22 protein-coding genes are annotated in these 22188 nt (G+C 70.4%); 13 read left to right on the plus strand and 9 right to left on the minus strand.

The genetic code is table 11. The annotated features are described in order from the left end of the window. Window positions 1–29 precede the first annotated feature (29 nt). Together DN771_RS29090 and DN771_RS00635 are read left to right on the plus strand one after the other, a co-directional pair. Window positions 30–1058, plus strand: coding sequence for a hypothetical protein (locus tag DN771_RS29090; protein ID WP_162941387.1), 1029 nt, complete (start codon window positions 30–32; stop codon window positions 1056–1058). Continuing rightward, a complete protein-coding gene (locus tag DN771_RS00635; RefSeq protein WP_162941388.1) occupies window positions 1055–1609 on the plus strand; it encodes an RNA polymerase sigma factor in 555 nt (184 codons plus the stop codon). Before DN771_RS29090 ends, DN771_RS00635 begins: the two co-directional genes overlap by 4 nt. A 144-nt stretch (window positions 1610–1753) precedes the next feature. Here DN771_RS00635 and DN771_RS00640 read toward each other — a convergent pair whose 3' ends face one another. Next, window positions 1754–2395: a DNA-3-methyladenine glycosylase family protein gene (locus tag DN771_RS00640; RefSeq protein WP_162941389.1), complete on the minus strand. Its 642-nt coding sequence runs from the start codon at window positions 2393–2395 to the stop codon at window positions 1754–1756. A 38-nt stretch (window positions 2396–2433) separates the two neighbouring features. Continuing rightward, window positions 2434–3354 (minus strand): LysR substrate-binding domain-containing protein, encoded by a 921-nt coding sequence (locus DN771_RS00645; protein WP_116995394.1) that lies wholly within the window; start codon window positions 3352–3354, stop codon window positions 2434–2436. Between the two features lie 319 nt (window positions 3355–3673). On the opposite strand from DN771_RS00645, the gene DN771_RS00650 reads away from it, so the two are divergent. The 7 genes from DN771_RS00650 (at window position 3674) to DN771_RS00680 (ending at window position 10771) form a co-directional block, all read left to right on the plus strand. Further along, window positions 3674–4876 carry an ABC transporter substrate-binding protein gene (locus tag DN771_RS00650; protein WP_116995395.1) on the plus strand — a complete coding sequence of 401 codons (1203 nt, stop codon included), beginning with the start codon at window positions 3674–3676 and terminating at the stop codon, window positions 4874–4876. Window positions 4877–4964: 88 nt separating this feature from the next. Next, window positions 4965–5900, plus strand: coding sequence for a carbohydrate ABC transporter permease (locus DN771_RS00655; RefSeq protein WP_116995396.1), 936 nt, complete (start codon window positions 4965–4967; stop codon window positions 5898–5900). Next, the gene (locus DN771_RS00660; protein ID WP_116995397.1) at window positions 5897–6730 is read left to right on the plus strand and encodes a carbohydrate ABC transporter permease; all 834 of its coding nucleotides are present in this window, start codon (window positions 5897–5899) and stop codon (window positions 6728–6730) included. Before DN771_RS00655 ends, DN771_RS00660 begins: the two co-directional genes overlap by 4 nt. Then, complete coding sequence (locus DN771_RS00665; RefSeq protein ID WP_116995398.1) at window positions 6727–7581, plus strand: glycoside hydrolase family 16 protein; 855 nt, start codon at window positions 6727–6729, stop codon at window positions 7579–7581. Before DN771_RS00660 ends, DN771_RS00665 begins: the two co-directional genes overlap by 4 nt. Further along, on the plus strand, window positions 7578–8408 hold the full coding sequence (locus DN771_RS00670; protein WP_205528348.1) for a glycoside hydrolase family 16 protein: 831 nt from the start codon (window positions 7578–7580) through the stop codon (window positions 8406–8408). Before DN771_RS00665 ends, DN771_RS00670 begins: the two co-directional genes overlap by 4 nt. Further along, entirely contained in the window at window positions 8405–9418 is a 1014-nt protein-coding gene (locus DN771_RS00675; protein ID WP_116995399.1) for a LacI family DNA-binding transcriptional regulator, read from the plus strand. Before DN771_RS00670 ends, DN771_RS00675 begins: the two co-directional genes overlap by 4 nt. Before the next feature lie 96 nt (window positions 9419–9514). After that, complete coding sequence (locus DN771_RS00680) at window positions 9515–10771, plus strand: MFS transporter (RefSeq protein WP_116995400.1); 1257 nt, start codon at window positions 9515–9517, stop codon at window positions 10769–10771. A gap of 42 nt (window positions 10772–10813) precedes the next feature. On the opposite strand, the gene ahpF is transcribed toward DN771_RS00680, so the two are convergent. Further along, on the minus strand, window positions 10814–12457 hold the full coding sequence (gene ahpF / locus DN771_RS00685) for an alkyl hydroperoxide reductase subunit F (protein ID WP_116995401.1): 1644 nt from the start codon (window positions 12455–12457) through the stop codon (window positions 10814–10816). A gap of 164 nt (window positions 12458–12621) precedes the next feature. Continuing rightward, window positions 12622–13185, minus strand: coding sequence for an alkyl hydroperoxide reductase subunit C (ahpC, locus tag DN771_RS00690; RefSeq protein WP_116995402.1), 564 nt, complete (start codon window positions 13183–13185; stop codon window positions 12622–12624). A gap of 233 nt (window positions 13186–13418) precedes the next feature. Here ahpC and DN771_RS00695 point away from each other — a divergent pair, with 233 nt between their 5' ends. Beyond that, window positions 13419–14225: a hypothetical protein gene (locus DN771_RS00695; protein ID WP_116995403.1), complete on the plus strand. Its 807-nt coding sequence runs from the start codon at window positions 13419–13421 to the stop codon at window positions 14223–14225. Between the two features lie 34 nt (window positions 14226–14259). On the opposite strand, the gene DN771_RS00700 is transcribed toward DN771_RS00695, so the two are convergent. Beyond that, complete coding sequence (locus DN771_RS00700; protein WP_116995404.1) at window positions 14260–15132, minus strand: LLM class F420-dependent oxidoreductase; 873 nt, start codon at window positions 15130–15132, stop codon at window positions 14260–14262. Between the two features lie 326 nt (window positions 15133–15458). Beyond that, a complete protein-coding gene (locus DN771_RS00705) occupies window positions 15459–16295 on the minus strand; it encodes a COG4315 family predicted lipoprotein (RefSeq protein WP_116995405.1) in 837 nt (278 codons plus the stop codon). A 107-nt stretch (window positions 16296–16402) separates the two neighbouring features. Here DN771_RS00705 and DN771_RS00710 point away from each other — a divergent pair, with 107 nt between their 5' ends. Then, window positions 16403–17059, plus strand: coding sequence for an RNA polymerase sigma factor (locus DN771_RS00710; protein ID WP_116995406.1), 657 nt, complete (start codon window positions 16403–16405; stop codon window positions 17057–17059). Next, entirely contained in the window at window positions 17049–17720 is a 672-nt protein-coding gene (locus DN771_RS00715) for an anti-sigma factor (protein WP_116995407.1), read from the plus strand. The genes DN771_RS00710 and DN771_RS00715 overlap by 11 nt, the downstream gene beginning before the upstream one ends. A gap of 24 nt (window positions 17721–17744) precedes the next feature. Here the strand turns inward: DN771_RS00715 and DN771_RS00720 are convergent, their stop codons facing one another. Together DN771_RS00720 and DN771_RS00725 are read right to left on the minus strand one after the other, a co-directional pair. Further along, window positions 17745–19409 carry a class I adenylate-forming enzyme family protein gene (locus DN771_RS00720; protein ID WP_116995408.1) on the minus strand — a complete coding sequence of 555 codons (1665 nt, stop codon included), beginning with the start codon at window positions 19407–19409 and terminating at the stop codon, window positions 17745–17747. Then, window positions 19406–20155 (minus strand): TetR/AcrR family transcriptional regulator, encoded by a 750-nt coding sequence (locus DN771_RS00725; RefSeq protein ID WP_162941390.1) that lies wholly within the window; start codon window positions 20153–20155, stop codon window positions 19406–19408. Before DN771_RS00725 ends, DN771_RS00720 begins: the two co-directional genes overlap by 4 nt. A gap of 85 nt (window positions 20156–20240) precedes the next feature. Between DN771_RS00725 and DN771_RS00730 the strand changes: the two genes are divergently transcribed. After that, window positions 20241–20930, plus strand: coding sequence for a maleylpyruvate isomerase mycothiol-dependent enzyme family protein (locus DN771_RS00730; protein WP_116995410.1), 690 nt, complete (start codon window positions 20241–20243; stop codon window positions 20928–20930). A 72-nt stretch (window positions 20931–21002) separates the two neighbouring features. Here DN771_RS00730 and DN771_RS00735 read toward each other — a convergent pair whose 3' ends face one another. Further along, entirely contained in the window at window positions 21003–22178 is a 1176-nt protein-coding gene (locus tag DN771_RS00735; RefSeq protein WP_116995411.1) for an acyl-CoA dehydrogenase family protein, read from the minus strand. Window positions 22179–22188: the final 10 nt, after the last annotated feature.

The raw sequence follows: 22188 nt of genomic DNA on the forward strand, positions 1-22188 counted from the left end.
CGATGCGGGCTCGGACGATGTACTCAAGCATGGAACACTCCGACGTGATCGCCCGGTTGCGGGCCCTGGGCGACCAGCCGGTCGATGCGGCCGGTGCTGCCAGCGTGGCGGCCGCCACCGCGAGCGCCGCCACGGTGCGTCGTCGGGTGTCGATCGTTGCCGGCACCGGACTCGTCGTGGCCCTGGCCACGGTCGGCACCGTCTTGGCGGTGGGCGCCAACGGGGGCGGGACGGGCTCGGCCGATGCCGTGGGAGCCATCCGTCCTGCTGCCGAGTTCGAGTGCACCGGCCCTCCGCCCTGGGTCGCCGAGACGGCGGCGTCCGACACGCTGCCCGAGACGTCGCTGCCTGCCGAGTCCAGCGTCGCCGAGTCCAGCGTCGCCGAGGCTGCGGACGCGTCACCCGGGCGCGGCGACGAGGCGCGGGAGTTCGCCGAGTGGCGGGCTGAGAACTGCCCGCCCGACACATCCACCTCGACCACCTCGACGTCGACCACCACGTCCACGACGAGCTCGACGACGACCACCACCTCGACGACGAGCTCGACGACGACCTCCACGACGTCGACGACCACCGCCGCACCGACGACCGCCGCGCCGACGACCACGTTGGTCGACGACGATGCGTGCACCGGACCGCCGCCGTTCGCCGGTGTCCCGGCCGAGCCGGCCGATCCCGACGCTGGCATCGTGCCGTCGCCCCGTGCCGAGGAGGCTCACGAGCACGCCGCCGAGCGTCAGGCCTGCCACGACGGCGACACCGGTGATGGTGAGACCGACGATGGTGACGACGGCGATGCCAGCGACGACGACGCAGCTCCGGGAGTCCCCGGTGCCAATGCGAATGCGAACGCCAATGCCAATGCCAATGGCGGCGGAGCCGGCAACGGAGCCGGCTCCGGGTCGGGGAACGGCGCCGAAGGGAACGGCCCGCCCAGCGGTGACGGCCCAGGCGGCGACGACCGGCCGGGGCCGGCGAGCAACGGTGGCAACGGAGGCAACGGAGGCAACGGAGGACAGGGCGGCGGGCCGCCGTCCGGGCGGGGTGGATCACGGTGACCGCCGTCGCCGCGGACGCCATCGACGTGCCGCGACGGTTCGGGCGACGTCTCCGCGAGCCGGTGAACGCAACGCTTGAGTGGGAGCCGTCCCTCGAGGACGCCTACCGCACACTCGCGCCGGCCGTGCTCGGGTACTACCGATCGCACCGGGTCGATCATGCCGAGGACCTTGTCAGCGACGTCTTCGTGAGCGTCGCCCGCGGCCTGCGACGCTTCCGCGGCGACCAACTCGATCTGCGCCGCTGGGTGTTCGCCATCGCCCGCCGTCGCATGATCGACCACCATCGCTGGCACCGCGTCCGCCAGCACACGTCGTCGGGCGAGCCTCCCGAACAAGCCGTCGTCGACGCCCACCGGGTGCTCGACGTCGACCTCGTCGACGCCTTGGCGCAGCTCACGCCGCTACAGCGCGACGTCGTCATCCTGCGCTTCGTGGGCGACCTGTCCATCGACGACGTCGCCCGCATCGTCCGCCGCAGCCCCGGTGCCGTCAAGGCTGCGCAACTGCGCGCCCTCACGCAACTCGCCGGTCGGCTCGATTCCCCCTAGCCGCCCATCTTCGCCTGGCACCGGGAGCAGCGGCCTGGTGCCAGGCGACACATCGTGTGTGTTCCGCCCACACACGCCGCCGGAGGGCACCCTGCTCGACACACCCACCCCCGAGCAGGGTGCCCCGGCAACCCCGACAGACCACTAGCGGAGGGCCGGGTCGGTGCCGCCGCGGAAGAGGTGCACGGCTTCCCAGCAGTAGCGAGCGACGATCGAGCGGTACGGACGGAACCGTTCCCCCAACGGATCGAGTTCCTTGGCGGTCGGTGGCGCCGCGAGGTCCCATGCCAACCCGTAGCCCTGCCGCACGCCGAGGTCGCCGACCGGCCACACGTCGAGCCGGCGCAGCTCGAACATCAAGTACATCTCCGCCGTCCACCTGCCCACACCGCGCACGGCGACGAGGCGATCGACGATCTCGCCGTCGCTGAGGCGGCCGGCGCCGTCGAAGACGACGGTGCCATCGAGCACCTTGGCCGACAGGTCACGCAGCGACGCCAGCTTGCCGGCCGAGAGGCCGGCGCCGCGGAGGACGTCGTCGGGCACGGCTGCGAGGGTCTCCGCCGACAGTTCGCCGTCGATGGTGGCGAGCACGCGTGTGTGGATCGCGTTGGCCGCCGCGCCGGCCAGTTGCTGGAAGACGATCGCTCGGACCAGCGCGCCGAAGTGTCCGTGCGGATCGCCGGGGCGGTGGCCGATCGGCCCGGCCAACCGGACGAGGTTGGCGAGCACCGGGTCGCGCCCGGCGACCTCGTCGATCGCCCGGACGAGCGAGATGCGTGGCACGCCGCCAACGTACCGGTGCCCGGGCGGGCCGGGTGCCGTCAGGCGGCGCTGTTCAGCGTCCGGACGAGGTTGGGCGGGAGCTCGCGGAAGACCTCGGCGAACGACGGCAGGAAGTCGCCGAGGGCGCTGGTCCGCCGCCAGTACATGGCGATCTGACGTCTCGGCACGGGCTCGGCGAAGGGGATCAGCGTGATGTCGTCGGACGAGGCGACCGGCGGCTGGACGGCCATGTTGGGCAGCAACGTGACGCCCACGCCGGCCGCGACCATCTGGCGCAGCGTCTCGAGGCTCGTGGCGCGGAAGCCGCGGCGCTCGTCGGCCCCGGCGAGCTCACACACCGAGAGGGCCTGGGCGCGCAGGCAGTGGCCGTCCTCGAGAAGGAGCACCGTCTCGCCCGAGAGCACGTCGAGCGGGGCGGGCGGAGGGACGCGGGCGAGGTGATGGCCGGTGGGGACGGCGAGGATGAAGTCCTCCTCGAAGAGCACCTCCTCGTGGAGGTGGTCGTCGTCGACCGGTCGGGCGAGGACGGCGACGTCGAGGGCGCCGTCGCGCAGCTGATGCAGCACCACCTCGGTCTTCTCCTCGACGAGGAGCAGCTCGAGCCGCGGGTAGCGGCGCCGCAGTTCGGGCACGACGTGGGGGAGGAGATACGGGCCCAGCGTTGGGAACAGGCCGAGGCGGATGCGCCCCGATGCCGGGTCCTTGGTCCGCCGGGCGATGTCGCGGATGTTGTCGGTCTCGCGCTGCACGATGCGGGCGCGCTCGACGACCTGGACGCCGGCGTCGGTGAGCATGACACCGCGGGCGTTGCGCTCCACCAACTGCACGCCGAGCTCGCGCTCGAGCTTCTTCAGCTGGGTCGACAGCGTCGGTTGGCTGACGTGACAGGCGTCGGCGGCGCGGCCGAAGTGCTGGTGGTCGGCGACGGCCACGAGGTAGTCGAGCTCGCGCAGGTTCACGAGTCGAGTCTGCCCGGTCGCCAGGCCCTTGACGGTCGGCAGGTCCCGTCGTATGGTGACTGGGAGCGCTCCCGGGAGCGCTCCCAGGGGAACCATCGTTGCGATCGCTCGTCTCGATCAGTGATGGCGATTCGTCGTCACGCTCCACTTCGCATCTCGGCGCACCGCGCCTCTCGACAAGGGGAAACACACTCATGAGGTCTACGCACAAGACGCTGCTGGCGGCACTCGCCGCCACCGGCGCCGCCGTGTCGGTCGTCGCGGGCGCAGCCGGCGCCGGTCGGGCACCCGCATCGGGCGCGAGGAGGTCACGCTGCGGGTGCTGGTGCACCAGAACCCGCCGATGATGGCCTTCCTCGAGGAGTTCAACGACGCCTTCGAGGAAGCCAACCCGAACATCTCGATCGACCTCGCCGTGGTCAACGCTGACGAGCTGTCGACCGTCACGCAGACCCGGTTGACGGCCAACGACGTGGACGTCATCGACATCTTCGGCTTCTCCAACGCCGTCCAGCCCTACATGGGCGAGGATGTCGTACCGCCCAACTGGCAGACGCTCATCGAGGCCGGCCTGCTGCTCGACATCACCGATCAGCCGTTCGTCGCCAACTACGACCCGGTGTCGATCGCCGACGCCGGCACGTGGAACGACGCGGTGTACTCGATCAACCTCGGCCGCGTCTCGTACAGCGGCATGTTCGTCAACCTCGACCTGCTCGCCGAGGTCGGCATCGAGACGCCCACCACGTGGAGCGAGCTGGTCGCCGCCTGCGAGGCGGTGAAGGAGGCCGGCAACGAGTGCATGACCGCCGGTGGGGCCGACGGCTGGCCGATCTTCGTCGGCTCCTACGGCCTGCTCGGCGCGGCCTATCCCGACCAGGCGGCCCTCGTCGAGGCGCTCTGGACCGGAGAGGCCACGTGGGACAGCCCGGAGAACATCGAACTGCTCACGAAGATGCAGATCTACGCCACCGAGATGCTCGAGGAAGGCGTCACCGGCCTCGGCCATGACGCCGCACCGGCCCGGTACGCCGCCGGCGACGTGGCGTTCATGCCCACTGGTGTCTGGCAGGCGCCGGCGCTCGAGGAGGCCGAGCCGGGCTTCGAGTGGACGTACGTGCCGTTCCCGGGCAGCGACGTGCCCGAGGACAACCAGTACCTGTTCGGCAAGTACGACCAAGGATGGGCCATCGCCGCCAACTCGCCGAACCAGGAAGCGGCCATCGCCTACCTCACAGCGTTCTCCGAGCCCGACAACTACCAGGCGTTCGTCAATGCCGTCGGCTTCATCCCGACCCAGCCGACCGCCACGCTCGACTCGCAGCTCGGCGAGGCCGTCGCCCCGTATCTCGAGAACTACCGGGTGGGCTTCGAGCAGTACTGGGTGCAGCCGACCGGCGCCGGCCAGTGGGCCAACGCGTCGCAGGCGGCGTCGTGGTTCGAGCCGTTCAACGAGTGGAGCGATCCTGCCGAGCTGGCCGCCCAGGCCCAGTCCGATCTGGCCGCCGCCCTCGGCGGATGACCGAACGGGAGTGAGCCGCCGAGCGCCGTGCGCGGCGGCTCACTCCCCACCGTCACTCGAGTGCTGACCTCACCTGGACCCTGCGCGCATGCTCGCCGCCCCCACTAGGCATCCCTTCGGCCGCACCAGCAGCCGGCCCCTGCCGGCCCTGCTGCTGCTCCCCGGCCTGATCCTGTATCTCGTCATCGCCGTCGGCCCGTCGCTCGCCACGGCGATCTACGCCTTCACGGACGCGACGGGAATCCGTGGCGTACCGATCCACTGGGTCGGCTTCGACAACTTCCACGACTTCCTGTTCGCCGGCACCGTGTCGCGCGACAACCTCGCCGCGCTGCGCCGGACGCTCACGTTCTGCGTCGTCGTGACGACCGTGCAGTTCCTCCTCGGTCTGTTGCTCGCCGTGCTGCTCAACCAGCGGCTGCCGGGCCGGACGATCTTCCGCACGCTGTTCTTCATGCCGGTGATCCTCGGCGTGGTCGTGCAAGGCCTGATGTGGAAGCTGTTCCTCCTGCCCCGCAACGGGCCGATGGCGACGATCTTCGGATGGTTCGGTCAGGAGTCCGAGTTCCTCGGCGGCCCGCAGGCCTTCACCTGGGTGATGGTCGTGCAGATCTGGGCCAACGTCGGCATCACGATGGTGATCTTCCTCGCCGGGATGCAGGCGATCCCCCAGGAGCTCTACGACGCCGCCCAGGTGGACGGCGCCAGTGCATGGCAGCAGTTCCGCAACGTCACCTGGCCGCAGCTCACGCCGGCGGTCAACACCAACTTCCTGCTCAACGTCATCGGTTCGCTGCAGGCCTGGCAGCTCTTCCTCGTGCTCATCGGATACCGGCCCGGCACCCAGGTGCTCGGCTACCTGGTGTACGCCGAGGGCTTCGGTCGCACGTCCGGCTCGGTCACCTCGGCGTTCCGCCAGGGCTATGCGGCGGCCGCCTCGATCGTGCTGTTCCTCCTCGTCCTCGTGCTCGGCCTCACCGCCAACTTCGCCGTGGCGCGTCGCGAACGGAAGTACCTCTCGTGAGCGTCGGGACGCGACGGATCGGCCGGGGCGGCGCCAAGGCCATCTCGTACGCCGTGCTGGCCGCCTTCGCCGCCTTCTACGTGGGGCCGATCCTCATGCTCGTGAGCACGGCGCTGAAGCGGCTCCCGGAGTTCTTCAAGGACCCCACCGGCCGGCCGCCCGACCCGACGCTCGACAACTTCAAGAGCGCGTGGGACCTCGCCAACTTCCCCGGCTACGCCCTCAACTCGGTGATCTACACGGTGGTCGCCACCACGCTGTTCGTCGTGATGGGCGTGCTCGTGGCGTTCCCGATCGCCCGCGGCTACGTGCGGGGCAGTGGCGCCCTGCTCACGCTCTACGTCGTGGCCCTGTTCCTGCCCCCGGCGCTGATCCCGCAGTTCCAGCTCATCTTGTCGCTCGGTCTGTACAACACACGGCCGGGCTACATCCTGCTGTTCCTCGTCAACCCGATCGGCCTGATCATCCTCGTCAACTACATCAAGTCGGTCCCCGTCGAGCTCGACCAGCAGGCGGCGGTCGACGGGTGCGGGTACTTCCGCTACGTGTTCACGGTGCTGTTCCCGCTGATCCGCCCGGCGGTCGCCACGGTGACCGTGCTCCACGCGATCGGCATCTGGAACGAGCTGATCCTCGCCACGATCTACCTCACCAACGACGACCTCTACCCGATCACGCGCGGGCTGATCGTGTTCGAAGGCGTCTACGGGAGCGACTGGCCGGGCCTGGCGGCCGCCGTGCTGATGCTGATGCTGCCGATGCTCGTGCTCTTCATGTTCCTCCAGCGCTACATCATCTCCGGACTCACGGCAGGGGCGGTGAAGGGATGAAGTCGTCACGACCGGCTCTCATCGCAGCGTCAGCGGCGCTGGCTGCCGCGGCGGCCACGGCGACGGGAGCGTCGACCGCGACCGGTGAGTCGGCGCCTCCGCAGATCGTCGCCCCCGACGGCATGGGACTGGTGTGGAGCGACGAGTTCGACGGCGACACGATCGACCCGACCAACTGGACGTTCGACATCGGCGCCGGCGGCTGGGGCAACGGCGAGGCGCAGTACTACACAGACCGCCCGGAGAACGCCCGGATCGAGAACGGGGCGCTCGTCATCGAACTGCGTCAGGAGCAGTTCGAGGGGTCGTACTACACGTCGGCCCGGCTCAAGACGCTCGGACTGCGCGAGTTCCAGTACGGCCGGATCGAGGCCCGGGTGTTGGTGCCTCGCGGTGCCGGCACCTGGCCGGCGTTCTGGGCACTCGGCGCCGACTTCGACCCGACCAGTTCCGACCCCGCCCGCCAGTGGCCACACGTCGGGGAGATCGACATCATGGAACACGTCGGACGCGAGCCCGACCTCACGTTCGGCACGATCCACGGCCCCGGCTACTCGGGTGCCGGTGGACTCTCGCGCTGGAACCGGCGGGATCACGACATCGCCGACGACTTCCACACGTTCGCCGTCGAGTGGGACGCCGACGGGATCGAGTGGTTCTACGACGGGGAATCGTTCTACGAGATCGGTCCCGATGACCTGGGTGGGCGAGATTGGGTGTTCGACCATCCGTTCTTCCTCATCCTCAACCTCGCCCTCGGCGGGACGTTCGGCGGCAACATCGCCCTCGACCTCGAGTTCCCGCTTCGGTACGAGGTCGACTACGTGCGGGTCTTTCAGGAGCCGACGTGACCGGCGACGTGCTGTTGTACGACGATTTCGGCGCGGGCGACCTCGATCGGTCACTGTGGAACGTGATCGTGTCCGGCCCGGCCCACAACGACGAGCAGCAGGCGTACATCGACTCGCCCGACACCGTGTTCGTGACCGCCACCGCCGGGCTCGACGGCGCCACCGGCCGAGGCTGCCTCGTACTCCAACCGCGCTTCCGTCCCGGCACCACCACGGCGGAGGGGGCGACGTTCGACTTCGTGTCCGGACGCGTGGACACGCGCGATCGCTTCACCGTCCGGTACGGCTCGCTGGCGGCGCGCATCCAGGTTCCCGGAGGTCGGGGGGTGTGGCCGGCGTTCTGGGCACTCGGGCCCGGCCCGTGGCCCGACACCGGCGAGATCGACGTCATGGAGTACGTCGGTGAGGCCGACTGGACGGGATCGGCCGTGCACGGGCCCGGCTACTCGGGCGAGTCGGGGCTCGTCAACCAGCTGCATCACCCTGCCGGGTCGGCGCCGACGGATTGGCACGTCTTCTCGGCCGACTGGGGACCCGACGAGATCGTGTTCCGGGTCGACGGCGCGGTGTCGTACCGGGTCACCCGGCCGATGGTCGAGTTCCACGGGCCGTGGGCGTTCGACAACGAGATGCACCTGCTGCTCAACGTCGCCGTCGGCGGCACCTATCCGTTCAAGATCAACGGCATCCGCACCCCGTACTACGGCGTCGACGAGGCCACGGTCGAGGCCGTCCGCGCCGGCGAGGTGCGCATGCTCGTCGATTGGGTGCGGGTCACCTCGCTCACCGATCCGGTTCCGCGGGCGGGGGCGGAGGCAGGGGCATGAGCGGGCCGGGCGACGGCGCCCACCTGACGCTCGAGCAGATCGGCCAGCGCGCCGGCGTGTCGAGGTCGACGGTGTCACGCGTCCTCAACGGCCAGCGCGACGTCCGGCCCGAGGTGCGTGCCCGGGTCGAGGCGGTCATCGCCGAGACCGGCTACCACCCCAACCCGGCGGCGCGTGCGCTGGTCTCGAGACGCAGCGGCCTGATCGGTCTGGTGATGCTCACCGAGGTCGACGAGCTGTTCGGCGATCCGTACTACTCGGCTCTCGTCAACGGCATCCAGCAGGGGTGCTCGGAGCACGACCTGATCTCGGCGATCTTCCCGGCGGCTCCGGGCCCCGGCTCGCAGTCCGAGGCGCTCACGCCGCAGATCGGCCAGCGGTTCGTCGATGGCGTGATCATCACGGCGGTCCCGCAGAGCGGTCCGATGATCGAAGCGCTCATCGCCCGCGGCAAGCGGATGGTCGTCATCGGCCATCCGGCCGACGACGCCAGGGTGACCCGCATCGACGTCGAGAACCGTCCCGGCAGCGCCCAGGCGGTCGAGCACCTGGCCGGTCACGGCAAGCGCCGGATCGCCTACGTCGGCCCGCCGGCCGAGTACCCCTTCGGCGTCGATCGTCACGCCGGCTACCTCGACGCGCTCACCGCCACCGGGCTGTCCGACGACGGGCTGGTGCAGTTCGACGATCCGTCGGTGGAGGGTGGATACCGCGCCGCCGCGTCGTTGCTCGACCACGAGCCCGAGGCGATCTTCGCGGCGACCGACACGATGGCCGAGGGCGCGTATCGCGCCATCGCCGAGCGAGGCTTGCGCATCCCCGACGACATCGCCGTGGTCGGCTTCGACGGGCTGCCCCGCGGTGCTGTCCTCGACCCCGTGCTCACCACCGTGGTGCAGCCCGTGGTGGAGGTCGGTCGGCGGGCGGTCGGCCTGCTCGCCAGCGACCAGCCCGACTCGCTCGTCCTGCCGGTGACGCTGCGCCTCGGCGGCTCCTGCGGTCCCCACTGACGCGGACGGGCCCGCCGGCCGCCGCTCCAGCAGACGATCGGCGATCGAGCGATCAGGGCCGAACATAGCTTCCCGGCCCGCCCACCGGCTGGGAGGATGGCCGCCGTGCAGATCCTCCCGCCCGGCGCCGGCCCCGATGCCGCCGTGCTGTTGCGCACACGAGGCGTGCGAGCGCTGGCCGACGGACTGGTCAGTGTGGTCCTGTCCGCCTACCTCGCCGCCATCGGACTGTCCGACGTACGCATCGGCATCGTGCTCACGGCGACGATGCTCGGATCGGCGGCTCTGACGCTGTCGGTCGGGTTGCGGGCGCACTCGTTCGACCGGCGCCGCCTGCTGCAGCTCGTCTCCGCGCTCATGATCGCCACGGGCGTCGGCTTCGCCGCGGTCACGTCGTTCTGGCCACTGCTCGTGGTGGCCTTCGTGGGCACGCTCAACCCGACGAGCGGCGACGTCAGCGTCTTCCTTCCCACCGAGCAGGCGGTCCTGCCGTCGACCGTTCCCGACGATCAACGCACGGCGTTGTTCGCCCGGTACGCGCTCATCGGCGCGCTCGTCGCAGCGGCCGGGGCGCTGTGCGCCGGTGTGCCCGAGTGGATCGGCGAGCGCGCCGGTGTCGCCCCCGAGACCGCACTACGCTGGACGTTCGTCGGCTACGCCGCGCTGGGTGTGGTCGTGCTCGTGCAGTACCGGCAGCTGTCGCCCGCCGTCGAGCCACAGGGCGAGGCCCCGACAACACCCCTCGGTGCCTCGCGCGGAGTGGTCTACCGGCTCGCCGCGCTGTTCAGCCTCGACGCCCTGGGCGGCGGGTTCGTCATCACGGCCCTCGTCGTGTTGTGGCTGCAGCGGCGCTTCGACCTCTCCGTCGCCGTCGGCGGTCTCGTGTTCTTCTGGGCCGGTGTGCTGTCGGCGTTCTCGTCGCTCGTCGCCGTGCGCCTCGCCCGCCGCATCGGGCTCGTGCGGACGATGGTGTTCACCCACCTACCCGCCAACGCCCTGTTGATCCTCGCCGCGTTCATGCCGTCGGCACCGCTCGCCATCGCCGCCTTGCTCGCCCGCTCGGCGCTGTCGCAGATGGACGTGCCCGCGCGCACGTCCTACGTGATGGCGGTGGTGTCGCCCGCCGAGCGACCGGCGGCAGCCAGCGTGACGAACGTGCCGCGCAGCCTGGCCGCCGCCCTTCCTCCCATCCTCGCCGGCTGGATGCTGAGCCACTCGACGTTCGGCTGGCCGCTCGTGATCGGCGGGGCCGTCAAGGCCACGTACGACCTGCTGTTGCTGCGCCAGTTCCGCGACGTCCGGCCGCCCGAGGAGACAGGGCCGGCGGCCGTCCGAACGAGCGCGAACAGGTGAGCGTGACGGTCGGCGCCACGCACCAACGGTCACGCTCGGGCGCTACGCGAGCGCCGGTTCCGCCTGCGGGTCGTCGACAGGGAGCGGGGTGCGGATGAGGTGGTCGAAGGCGCTCAGCGCGGCGGTGGAGCCGGCGCCGAGGGCGATGACGATCTGCTTGTACGGCACGGTCGTGCAGTCGCCGGCGGCGAAGACGCCGGGAACGGAGGTCTGGCCGCGGTCGTCGATGACGATCTCACCGCGGGGTGAGAGATCGACGGTGCCGCTCAGCCACTCGGTGTTGGGCAGCAGGCCGATCTGCACGAAGATGCCGTCCACGTCGAGCTGCTGGGCTGCGCCGGTCGTGCGGTCGTCGTAGCGGAGTCCGGTGACCACCGAGCCATCGCCGATCACCTCGGTGGTCAGCGCGCTGACGATCACGTCGACGTTCGGGAGGCTGTGGAGCTTGCGCAGCAGGACGTCGTCGGCGCGCAGACGAGCGTCGAACTCGATGAGCGTGACGTGGCTGACGACGCCGGCGAGGTCGATCGCCGCCTCGACACCGGAGTTGCCACCACCGATCACGGCGACCCGCTTGCCCTTGAAGAGCGGGCCGTCACAGTGCGGGCAGTAGGTGACGCCCTTGTTGCGGTACTCAGCTTCGCCGGGCACGTTCATCTGACGCCACCGGGCGCCGGTGGACAGGATGACGGTGCGCGAGTGGAGCGTGGCGCCGTTCTCCAGCTCGACCGAGATGAGCCCACCGGGCTCGGCGGCCGGCACGAGGCGGGTCGCTCGCTGCAGGTTCATCACGTCGACGTCGTACTCACGCACGTGCTGCTCGAGCGCGGCGGCGAGCTTGGGGCCGTCGGTGTGGGGCACGGAAATGAGGTTCTCGATGCTCATCGTGTCGAGCACCTGCCCGCCGAGACGCTCGGCCGCGACGCCGGTGCGAATGCCCTTGCGGGCCGCGTACACCGCGGCTGCAGCACCCGCTGGGCCGCCGCCGACGACCAGCACGTCGAACGATTCCTTGGCGTCGAGGCGGGCGGCTTCCTTGGCCGCCGCGCCGGTGTCGAGCTTGGCGACGATCTGCTCGAGGCTCATCCGCCCCGAGTCGAACGGCTCGCCGTTGAGGAACACGGTCGGTACCGCCAGTACCTGGCGAGCCTCGACCTCGTCGGGGAACAGGGCGCCGTCGATGGCGACGTGGTGCACGTTGGGATTGAGCACGCTCATCAGGTTGAGCGCCTGCACGACGTCGGGGCAGTTCTGGCACGACAGCGAGAAGTACGTCTCGAAGTGCAGGTCGCCCTCGAGCGCTTGGACCTGCTCGATGGTCTCGGCGGCCGCCTTCGAGGGGTGGCCGCCCACCTGCAGCAGGGCGAGGACCAGCGACGTGAACTCGTGACCGAGCGGGATGCCGGCGAAGCGCACCGAGACGTCGGAGGGGGAGACGTCGGAGGGGGAGACGTCGGAGGGAGCGTCGGCGCGCATGATGGCGAACGACGGCCGGCGTCCGTCGTCGCCATCGCGGCGAACCGTGATGTTCGGGGACATCGCGGCGATCTCGTCGAGGAGCTCGATCAGCTCCGCCGACTTGCCGGTCGGGGCGACGGCATCATCGAGCGATGCGATGAGCTCGATCGGCTTGGTGATGTTGTCGAGGTAGGTCTTCAGTTGCGCGGCAAGCGTGGCATCGAGCACGACGATCTCCGGGAGTCACGGATTCCTGCACCGGTCTCGCTCGCCAGACGGGGCGAGACCGGTACGAGGAACGGGGGGTTGAGGGGGTCTTGGTGAGTCGTTGGGGAGCCGGCGAGTCGGGGGGCGGCCAGCCGGCAGACCGTGGGCTGGATCGACGCCAGGCGTCAGATCTTGCCGACGAGGTCCAGGCTCGGTGCGAGCGTCTCGGCGCCCTCTTCCCACTTCGCCGGGCAGACCTCGTTCGGGTGGCTGCGCACGTACTGGGCGGCCTTGACCTTGCGGAGCAGCTCGGTGGCGTTGCGGCCGATGCCGCCGGCGTTGATCTCGACGATCTGGATCTTGCCGTCGGGGTCGATGACGAACGTGCCACGGTCGGCGAGGCCGTCGGCCTCGATCATCACCTCGAAGTTGCGGGTGATCGTGCCGGTCGGGTCACCGACGAGCGGGTACTGAACCTTGCCGATGGTCTCCGACGAGTCGTGCCACGCCTTGTGCGTGAAGTGGGTGTCGGTCGACACGCCGTAGATCTCCACCCCGAGCTTCTGGAACTCGGCGTAGTTGTCGGCGAGGTCACCGAGCTCCGTGGGGCAGACGAACGTGAAGTCCGCCGGGTAGAAGAAGAAGACCGACCACTTGCCGTGGAGGTCGACTTCGCTCACGGTGACGAACTCGCCGTTGTGGTAGGCGGTTGCGGTGAAGGGCTTGACGTCGGTGTTGATCAAGGACATGCAAACATCGTACGGACGCAGGGACGATAGCGAACATCAATTGATCTGATCAGATCAATAGCTGGTGTCAATCATCCTCGTTCGCTTGTGAACAACTCGGCCGGTCGGCCGGGCCGCGGCGGCTGACGCGGGTGCGGTCGCGGGTGCGGTCGCGGGGTCGTGACGCCCGTGCTAGACCGTGGGGAGACCGTCCGGCGTGTCCGGCGCGGGCGGTGTGAGCCCGGGGAGGCGTGATGATCCAGCTGGCCGGCATGGTGATCGGGATGGCCGTGATGGCCGGGAGTGCGGTGGCGCCCGCCGCGGCGGCCGATCAGTCGAGCGCCGACGCGGCGATCGATGCCTTCACGCAACGCATGACCGATCTCGGCTTCGTCGCCACGCCCGATGACGATGACGATGACGATGACGATGACGATGCGGACATCGACGATACGGACATCGACGACCCGGACGGCGACGACGCGTCGGACCCGTTCGAGGACTGTCTCGCCGGTTCCGGCATCGTCGTCCCCGACGACCCCGATGCCCCGATGCCCGGGACCACCGCCGAGGCCGAGTCCCCCGAACTGGATTTCACGCCCGGCGGGGAGCCGGAGCCGACCGAGATGTTCGACTTCTCGCCGACCATCCCCGAGTCGATCGTGGCGAGGGTGACGACGGTCGACGAGACCGGTGTGGAGCTGATGTCGCAGCTGGTCGACTGGATGGGCTCGAAGGATGCGGCCGCCTGCTTCGAAGAATCGCTCGTCGGCGACATGCTCGAGACGGAGGGGGACGACGAGCTCGACATGGACATCCCGCCGCCGGAGATCGAGATGTCGAACTCCGCCGACATCGGTGTCGGCGACCGCAGCGCGCGCATCGACATGTCGTTCTCGATGACGTTCATCGTCCAGATCGACATGGATCTGACGATGCTCTTCGCCCAGTCCGATCGGTCGATGGTGATGGTGATGCACGCGACCGGCGACGACGGGCCGACGAGCGGCGTCGACCCGATCGCCGAGCTCCAGACCATCGTCGACGACCTCTCCGGCTGAGCGTGGCGGGCGGTGGCGGTCGTCGCCAGCCGGGTCAGCCGACCTGGGCGATGACGTCGTCGCCGTAGCGGGCCAGGTCGGCGGCCGGGTCCTTCCAGAAGAGGAAGGCCGGCACGATCACCCTGTCGACGCCGAGGTCGGCGAGCGCGGCCACCTCGTCGAGCGCCCGCTCGCCGACGGCGCCGCGTCCGGCCGCGGTGAGCTCGATGGCGTCGGGATCGCGGCCGGCGTCGGTGGCGCTGGCCCGGACGACGTCGAACAGGCTGCGCAGCTCGTCGTGGTCCCCGCGGCCAGGAAAGAACCCGTCGCCGAGGCGGCCGGCGCGTCGAGCCGCGGCGACGCTGTGGCCGCCGACGTGGATGGGGATGGATCCCTGGGCCGGGCGGGGCCGCAGGATGCAGTCGGCGAAGTTCGTGAACGGGCTCTGATGCGTCGCCTTGTCCTGCGTCCACAGCGCCCGCAGGGCGGCGACGTGGTCGTCGGTGCGGGCGCCACGCTCGGAGAACGGCACGCCGATGGCGTCGAACTCCTCTTCCAGCCACCCGACGCCGATGCCGAGGTCGAGGCGGCCACCGGACATCGCGTCGAGCGTGGCCAGCTCCTTGGCCAGCACGACCGGGTTGCGCTGCGGGAGGATGAGGATGCCGGTCGCCAGGCGGATGCGCTCGGTGGCCGCGGCCACGAACGACAGCCACACCAGCGGGTCGGGGATCGGCGAGTCCTCGGGTCCGGGCATCTTGCCCGTCGGGCTGTACGGGTAGGCCGACTGGTAGCCCGACGGCACGATCACGTGCTCGACGGTCCACACCGACTCGAAGCCGGCGGCCTCAGCGGCCTGGACGAAAGCGGTCGCGCCCTTGGCGTCGGCGAAGGGACCGGTGTTGGCGAAGGCGATGCCGAACTTCATCGTCGCGACGGTACGTGGTCAGCGTCGATCCGCCCGGATCGCGGGATCGACCGACCCCGGACCCCGGACTCTCGTGCCGGAGGCCGGGCCCGGAACGGGAGGGTATTTACCCACCGCGGCGTCCGGAGGGTATTCACCCACCGCGCGCGTGGGACCGGAGGGTATGTACCTGACCGAAGCGTCCGGCAAATACCCTCCGGTTCCGGAGGTGGGTAAATACCCTCCCGTTCGCAGGGGGCAGGGGAGGCCGAAACAGCCCGGGGGCCGACGCGAGCGCGACGCGTCGCGCCGGCACCCCGGACGCCTCGGACAGGGGTCTGGTGGGCTCAGTACCCGGAGTCCGTGGCCTTGGGCTCGCTGTCGGCAGGGGCAGCAGCGGCGCCCTCGGTGCCGGCCGGCATGGACTCGGCGGTGCCGGCGTCCATGCCGGCGTCCATGCCGACACCCGTGCCGTCGGGTGCGACGACCCACCAGACCTCGTTGACGGCCTGGCCGTTGAGGTCGCCGGGGGCCGTATCCGACGCGAAGTAGTACAGCGGGAAGTCGCCGACCTTCAGCATCGGGCCGAGCGGGTGGTCGACCACCGAGAACAGCGCCGGGTCGAGATCGGCGGCGAGCTCGGGAACCTCACCGTTCTCCACGAGCGCCGGCGGCCAGGCGGTGGCGCAGCCGTCGAAGCAGGTGCTCTCGCCGTCGACGTCAGCCGTGAAGAGGTACAGAGCGCGGCAGTTGCCGTCGACGAGGATCGTGCCGAGCGAGGTCTCGGCCGTCTGGATCGGTCCGGGGATGAAGGCATCGGCCGGCGCGGCCGAGTCGGCGGCTGAGCCCGCAGCGGCCGTCTCCGCTGCAGCAGCGGTCTCGACAGCAGCAGCGGTCTCGGCGGCGGCGGTGTCGGGTGCCGCCATCGTTTCGGCGGTCGCAGTGTCGCCGGCCGGTGCGGCGGCGTCGCTGGTCGCGGGCGCGTCGAGCGGGAAGACCGTGGAGCAGTCGGTGCCCTCGGTTGTCGTACCTGCGGCTTCCGAACCGGCCGGCTCGGTGGGAGGGGCGGATGCGGATGCCGAGGCGGCGACGGGGATGGCGACGGCGAAGACGGCGGCGAAGACGGCGGCTCCGGTGGCCAGCCAGCGGCTCAGGCCTCCGTGACGTTGGCGGTGCGAGTGCATAGGTGGGTCCTTTCGTGCAGGTTGCTCCTGTCACTACGTCCGCCGCCCCGGGTGCGGTTCGCGATCTACACGCCGACGATCACGGGCAGTGTGACAACATCGGCTGAATGGGCGACGTGTCGACGGAGGACCGCGAGCTGGCTCGTCGCTTCCCGTCGGGCGACGAGAGCGCTCTCCGCGACGTGTACGAGCGGTACGGGCGCGCCGTCTACACGGTGACGTTCTCGATCCTTCGTGACCCCGATCGGGCGGCGGACGCCACACAGGCGGCCTTCGTGAACGCCTGGCGGGCGTCGGCGCGGTTCGACCCGGCGCACGCGCTCGCGCCGTGGCTCTACACGATCGCCCGACGCACGGCGATCGACGCCTACCGGCGCGAACGGCGGATGGAGCCCACCGATCCCAGCACCCTGGACGCGGTCGCCGACCTGGACGCCGAGCCGGGACTGCTCGTGAGCACATGGGAGGCATGGCAGGTGCGCATGGCCGTCGATGCGTTGCCGCCCGACGAGAGGGAAGTGGTCCGCCTGTCCTGGTTCGAGGGCCTCAGCCACCCCGAGATCGCCGAACGGCTCGCAGTGCCCGTCGGCACCGTAAAATCGAGATCACATCGCGCTCATCGGCGGTTGGCGGCAGCCCTCTCCCATGTCCGCGACGAGAACCGGCCGGACGGGCCCGGCGTAGAGGACGACGGGTGGACGACGCAAGCAGACGGGGTGGCACCGCAGGTCCACCCGGCTCGAGGTGAGCCGCATGACAGTTGACGAATCGAACTGGGGCGGGGACACGGACGGCGCGGCGTCCGTCGATTCGTTCGCTGCCGTTCTGCGCGACGAGGCCACCTGGGCTGAGCCGCCTGCGTTCCTCCTCGACCGCATCATCGCCGAAGCGTCGCCCGCACCGATCGCGCCCGTCGCTCCAGTCGCACCAGTTGCTCCGGTCCCTCCGGTCGTCCCGATCCGCCGCCGCTCCTGGACGCGCACGATCGCCGCGGTCGCCGCAGCCACCGCGGCCGTCTTCGGCGCCGGGGTGCTCGTCGGGATCGCCGGCGACGACGAGGCGCCGCCGTCGGCAGGCGAGGACGTGCTGGTCGCCCAGCTGGCGCTGGCCGGCACCGACCTCGCGCCAGCGGCCTCGGCGGCGGTCGACGTGTTCGATCGAGGCGCCGGATACGCGCTCATCCTCCAGACGTCAGGACTGGAGCCGGCGCCGGACGGTGGGTACTACGAAGGCTGGCTGAGCTCCCACGACGACGTGGCGGTCAGCGTCGGCACCTTCCACATGCGAGGAGGCGACGGCACGGTCGTCCTCTGGTCCGGGGTGCCGGTGGCCGATTTCCCGTTGCTCACGGTGCGGCGGCACGCGGGTGATTCCACCGACGTCGACCCGGTGGTCATGACCGGGACCTACGTCCCCGACGCCTGACGGGCTTCGCCCGGCATCGGCGGCTCAGGACGGCGCCGGCCAGAACGGCTCGCGCAGGAGCCGGCGCAGGACCTTGCCCGACGGGTTCCGCGGAAGCGGACCGGCGAAGTGCACCTCGCTCGGGGCCTTGTAGTGGGCGAGGTGCTTCCGGCAATGGTCGATGACGGCGTCGGCCGTGAGCGCTGCGCCGTCGGCGTCGTCTCGCCGCACGACGATCGCCGTGACCGCCTCACCCCATCGCTCGGTGGGTCGTCCGACGACGCACGCCTCGGCGAGACCAGGAATGGTGAGCAGCACCCGCTCGACCTCGCCGCAGTAGACGTTCTCCCCACCCGAGATGATCACGTCCTTCACGCGGTCCGTGAGGATGAGGTAGCCGTCCTCGTCGAGCATGCCGACGTCGCCGGTACGCAGCCAGCCGTCGTCGGTGAACAGCCGCGCCGTCTCGTCCTCGTTGCGCCAGTAGCCCGACGCCACCTGGGTGCTCCGCGTCTGGACTTCTCCCGGCATGCCCGGGCGCAGCTCTTCGCCCGTGTCGATGGACACCACGCGCACGTCGGCGTTGGGCGCCGGTCGCCCGGCCGTGCGGAGCTTCGGCGAGCCGGGCACGTGCTCGTCGGCCAGGAGGTAGGTGACCGGTCCCGTCGTCTCGGTCATGCCGTAGCCCTGCACGAAGGCGCAGCCGGGAAGATGCGCGAAGGCGCGTTCCAGCAGTTGCTCGGAGATCGGCGAGGCGCCGTAGATCACCGCCTCGAGGCTGGAGAGGTCGCGCTTGGCGCGATCGGGATGGTCGAGCAGCGCCTGGAGGAGGGCAGGAACCCACACGGTGTGGGTGACCCGACGCGATTCGACCTCGGCGAGCACGGTGGCGGGCTGTGGGTCGGCGAGGAGTACGCCGGTCGCGCCGCTGTCGAGCACGAACGCCGTCCACACGACGCCGACGGCGTGGAACACCGGTGACACGATCAGCACCGTGGAGCGTTCGCCGAGCGTCCACGGCGGCGGCGTGTGCAGGTGCTCGAGCAGCGCCCGGTTCGACGTCATCACCCCCTTCGGGCTGCCGGTGGTGCCGGACGTGTAGATGAGGTAGGCGATGTCGGACACCGACGACGTTGTGGCGGGGACGGTGCCGTTCCCACCGTCCACGCCGTCCGCCCAGGCGAGGAGGCCGGCGCTTCCGGTACCGGCGTCGACGAGGGTGGGGACCGCCGAGCCGCCGCGCTCCATGGCGGCGATGGCCTCGGCGGCGGTGGCCGCGAACTCGTGGTCGGCGACGACGATCGTGGGTTCGGCATCGCGGAGCACGAGGGACAGTTCGCCGGCCGGGAGGCGCCAGTTGAGCCCGAGGCTCGTCGTCCGGAGCCGTGACGCGGCGACCGTGACGACGGGGTAGCCGTTGTGGTTGCGGCCGAGGTAGCCGATCCGGTGACCGGCCGCCGCGCCGACGCTGGCGAACGCAGCAGCGACCCGGTCGGCGGCGTGGTCCAGTTCCGCAAAGGTGAGCGTCTCGCCGTCGGCGATGAAGGCCACCCGATCGGGATGGGCGGCGGCGCGCCGCCGGGCGATGTCGGACAACGATCGCGGCGCCCCGCAGGCGTCGATGTCCTGATCGGTGACGGGATCGATGCTCGGATCGGTGCTCGTCTCGGTGGTCGGATCGGTGTCGTGTTCGGAACGGTGCAGGCTCATCGCATCGTCTTGGTGGAAGGGGCCGGGCGGCGGGATGGGCGCGGCGCGTGGCCGAGACGGATCAGCGGGTCGACACCGAGCAGGAGGTCGGCGACCACGTTGGCGTGGCGGCGCAGCACGTCGGGATCGGTGGGGTCCTCGTGGTCGAGACGCATCGCCGTCGGCCGGTGCGAGGCTCCGGCGGTCGCCCCGTGGGCGAGGAGGAAGAACATCGTCGACTGCGGCGTGCGCGTGTAGCGCTCACCGCCCTCGAGCGCGCCGACGACGGAGCGCATCCTGCGACCGAACGGCCGCACGTGCCGTTCCCACAACCAGTCGAGGCGCGGCCCCTCGATCGCCCCTTCCATCATCATCACCCGCCAGAGCTCCGGACGCTCGGCGCTGACCTCGATGAACGTCACGATGAACTCGCGGAACGCATCGAGGGGCTGTCCGGGCTCGATGGAGTCGAGCACGGCGTTGAGCCGGTCACTGAACTGGGTGAAGGCCCGGTCGACCGTGGCCTTCCAAAGATCGAGCTTGCTGCCGAACCGGCGATGGACGAGGTTGTGGCTGACGCCGAGGTCCTTGTTGAGATCGCGGACCGACATGCCGTCGTAGCCCTTGGCGGCGAAGGCGTCGAGGGCCAGGTCGAGCACCTCCTCCTCGGACAGTTGCGCGTCGGTGGCCTTGGGGCGGCCGCGCCGGCGAGGGGGCACCGACTCGCCCCCGGCGGAGCGGCCCGCCGTCCCCGATTTCGTCGCCATCGAGGGGCACGGTACCATAAAGTTGACACCTGCCGAATTACCGTCGATCCAAACCGATCGGCAGCTTCCACCGAGGGGGACACCGGTGTACCAACGTTCGACATGGCCCGATGCGGCCGAGCTGTACCGGGCGCAACGGGACACGATCGCCGGTGTGATCGGAGCGTTCGACGGCGACCCCGACGGCGTCGCCGTTCCGGCCTGCCCGGCGTGGACGGTCGCCGAGTTGACCGCCCACCTCGCCGGAACGCCGGCTGCCCTCCTGGAACGGAGCTATCCCGGCGACGACGCCGTGAGCTGGGTCGCCGGTCACGTCGCGGCCCGTCGGGGCCGATCGGCCACCGACAACCTCGCCGAGTGGGACGAGGTCGGGCCCGGCTACGACCGGTTGCTCGGCAAGAACGAGGAGGCGTGGGGGTCACTGCTCTACGACGCCATCGCCCACGAGCACGATCTGCGTGAGGCCCTCGACCTGCCCGGCGGCCGTGATGGCGCGGCCATCGACTACGCCGTCGACCGGGCGCTGGCGCAAGTGGACGCCAAAGCCACGGCCGCCGGCGCCGGTGTGCTGCGGATCACCGCCGGCGAGCGCAGCTGGGAGGTCGGCACCGGCGAGGCGACGGCGACGCTCTCGGCACCGACGCCCTGGGAGCTGATGCGGCTGCTCGGGAGTCGCCGGAGCGAGCGGCAGGTGCGCGCGGCGATCACCGGTGACGCCGACCTCTGGCTCGCCGTACTGCCCTGGGGCACGCCCGACCGCGACAGCACCGGCTGACCGTCGTCGCGCGGTGAGAGGCCCACCGCCATCCCGCGTTACGGAAGGTGCCAGGCACCATCCGTAACGCGGTCAGTGCCAGATGCTCTCGCTCCTCAGGCCGACAAGGGACCGGCCGAGCGAGCGATAGCGCTGGTCGAGGTCGAACACGGTGTGGCACGAGATCGTGTTGAGGTCGCGGCGCACGCGTTGGAGCGGGTTGTCGAGGAAGTGCGAGCTGGCGCCGGCCGCCTCGCAGATCTCACTGACGGCGTCACGGCACATGCCGACGGCATGGGCGATCGATGCCGTCCAGCCGACGCGGCGATGCTCGTCCGCGTTCTTGCGGCGCTCCATCACATCGGCGAGCACGGAACGCATCAGCGCCTCCGCGCTGCGCACGATCATGTCGGCGCGGGCGAGGCGCACCTGCCGGGACGAGTTGTCGGCCTGCCGTTCGAGGGTGATCTGGTCGTAGCGCCGCTGCAGCTGGGCGGCGTATTCGCGCACGGCGAACCGGGCCTGGCCGAGCGCCGGGGCGCCCGCCGTGAACGACAGGATCGGCGCCATCGGCGTGGAGTACAGCGGCTCGTGGTGGATGGCCGAGCCCGGGGTGGTCGCCATCATCATCGCCGGGATGTCGACGAAGCGGTCCTCGGGGACGAAGGCGTCACGGATGACCACGTCGTGGCTGCCGGTCCCCGCCATGCCGTCGGTGTGCCACGTGTCGAGCACCTCGACGTCGTCGATCGGCAGGGCGAAGAACGCCGCACGCGGCTTGCCGCTGGCCCGGTCGATCGCACCGGCGATCACCCACTCGGCGTGCACGATGCCGGTGCCCCACTGCCAACGCCCGTCGAGGCGATACCCACCATCCACGGGGGTCGCCGATCCGGCTGGTGAGATCATCCCCGGCGCCAGCACGTAGCTGCGGTCGCCGTACAACTCCTGCTGGAACGACTCCGGGAACTGGCAGAACATCCAGTTGTGCTCGATGTAGAACGTGGTGATCCACGCCGCCGAGGCGTCGGCTTCGCCGAGGATGACGCCGACCTCGAACAGCGAGTCGAGGTCGAGTCCGGCCCCTCCCCAGTGGGTCGGCGTGAGTATGTCGAAGAGCCCGGCCCTGCGGACCGCGTCGATCACCTCGTCGGCGGGTTGCCGGGCGATCTCGGAGGATCGGGCGTGCTCGGCCAGGGTCGGCACGAGCGCCGTCGCCGCGGCGACGGCGTCATCGTGGGTTCGGGCGGGTGAATCGGTCGTGGTCATGTGGACGGGA

This window comes from Desertimonas flava (genome assembly GCF_003426815.1).
Taxonomy (GTDB): domain Bacteria; phylum Actinomycetota; class Acidimicrobiia; order Acidimicrobiales; family Ilumatobacteraceae; genus Desertimonas; species Desertimonas flava.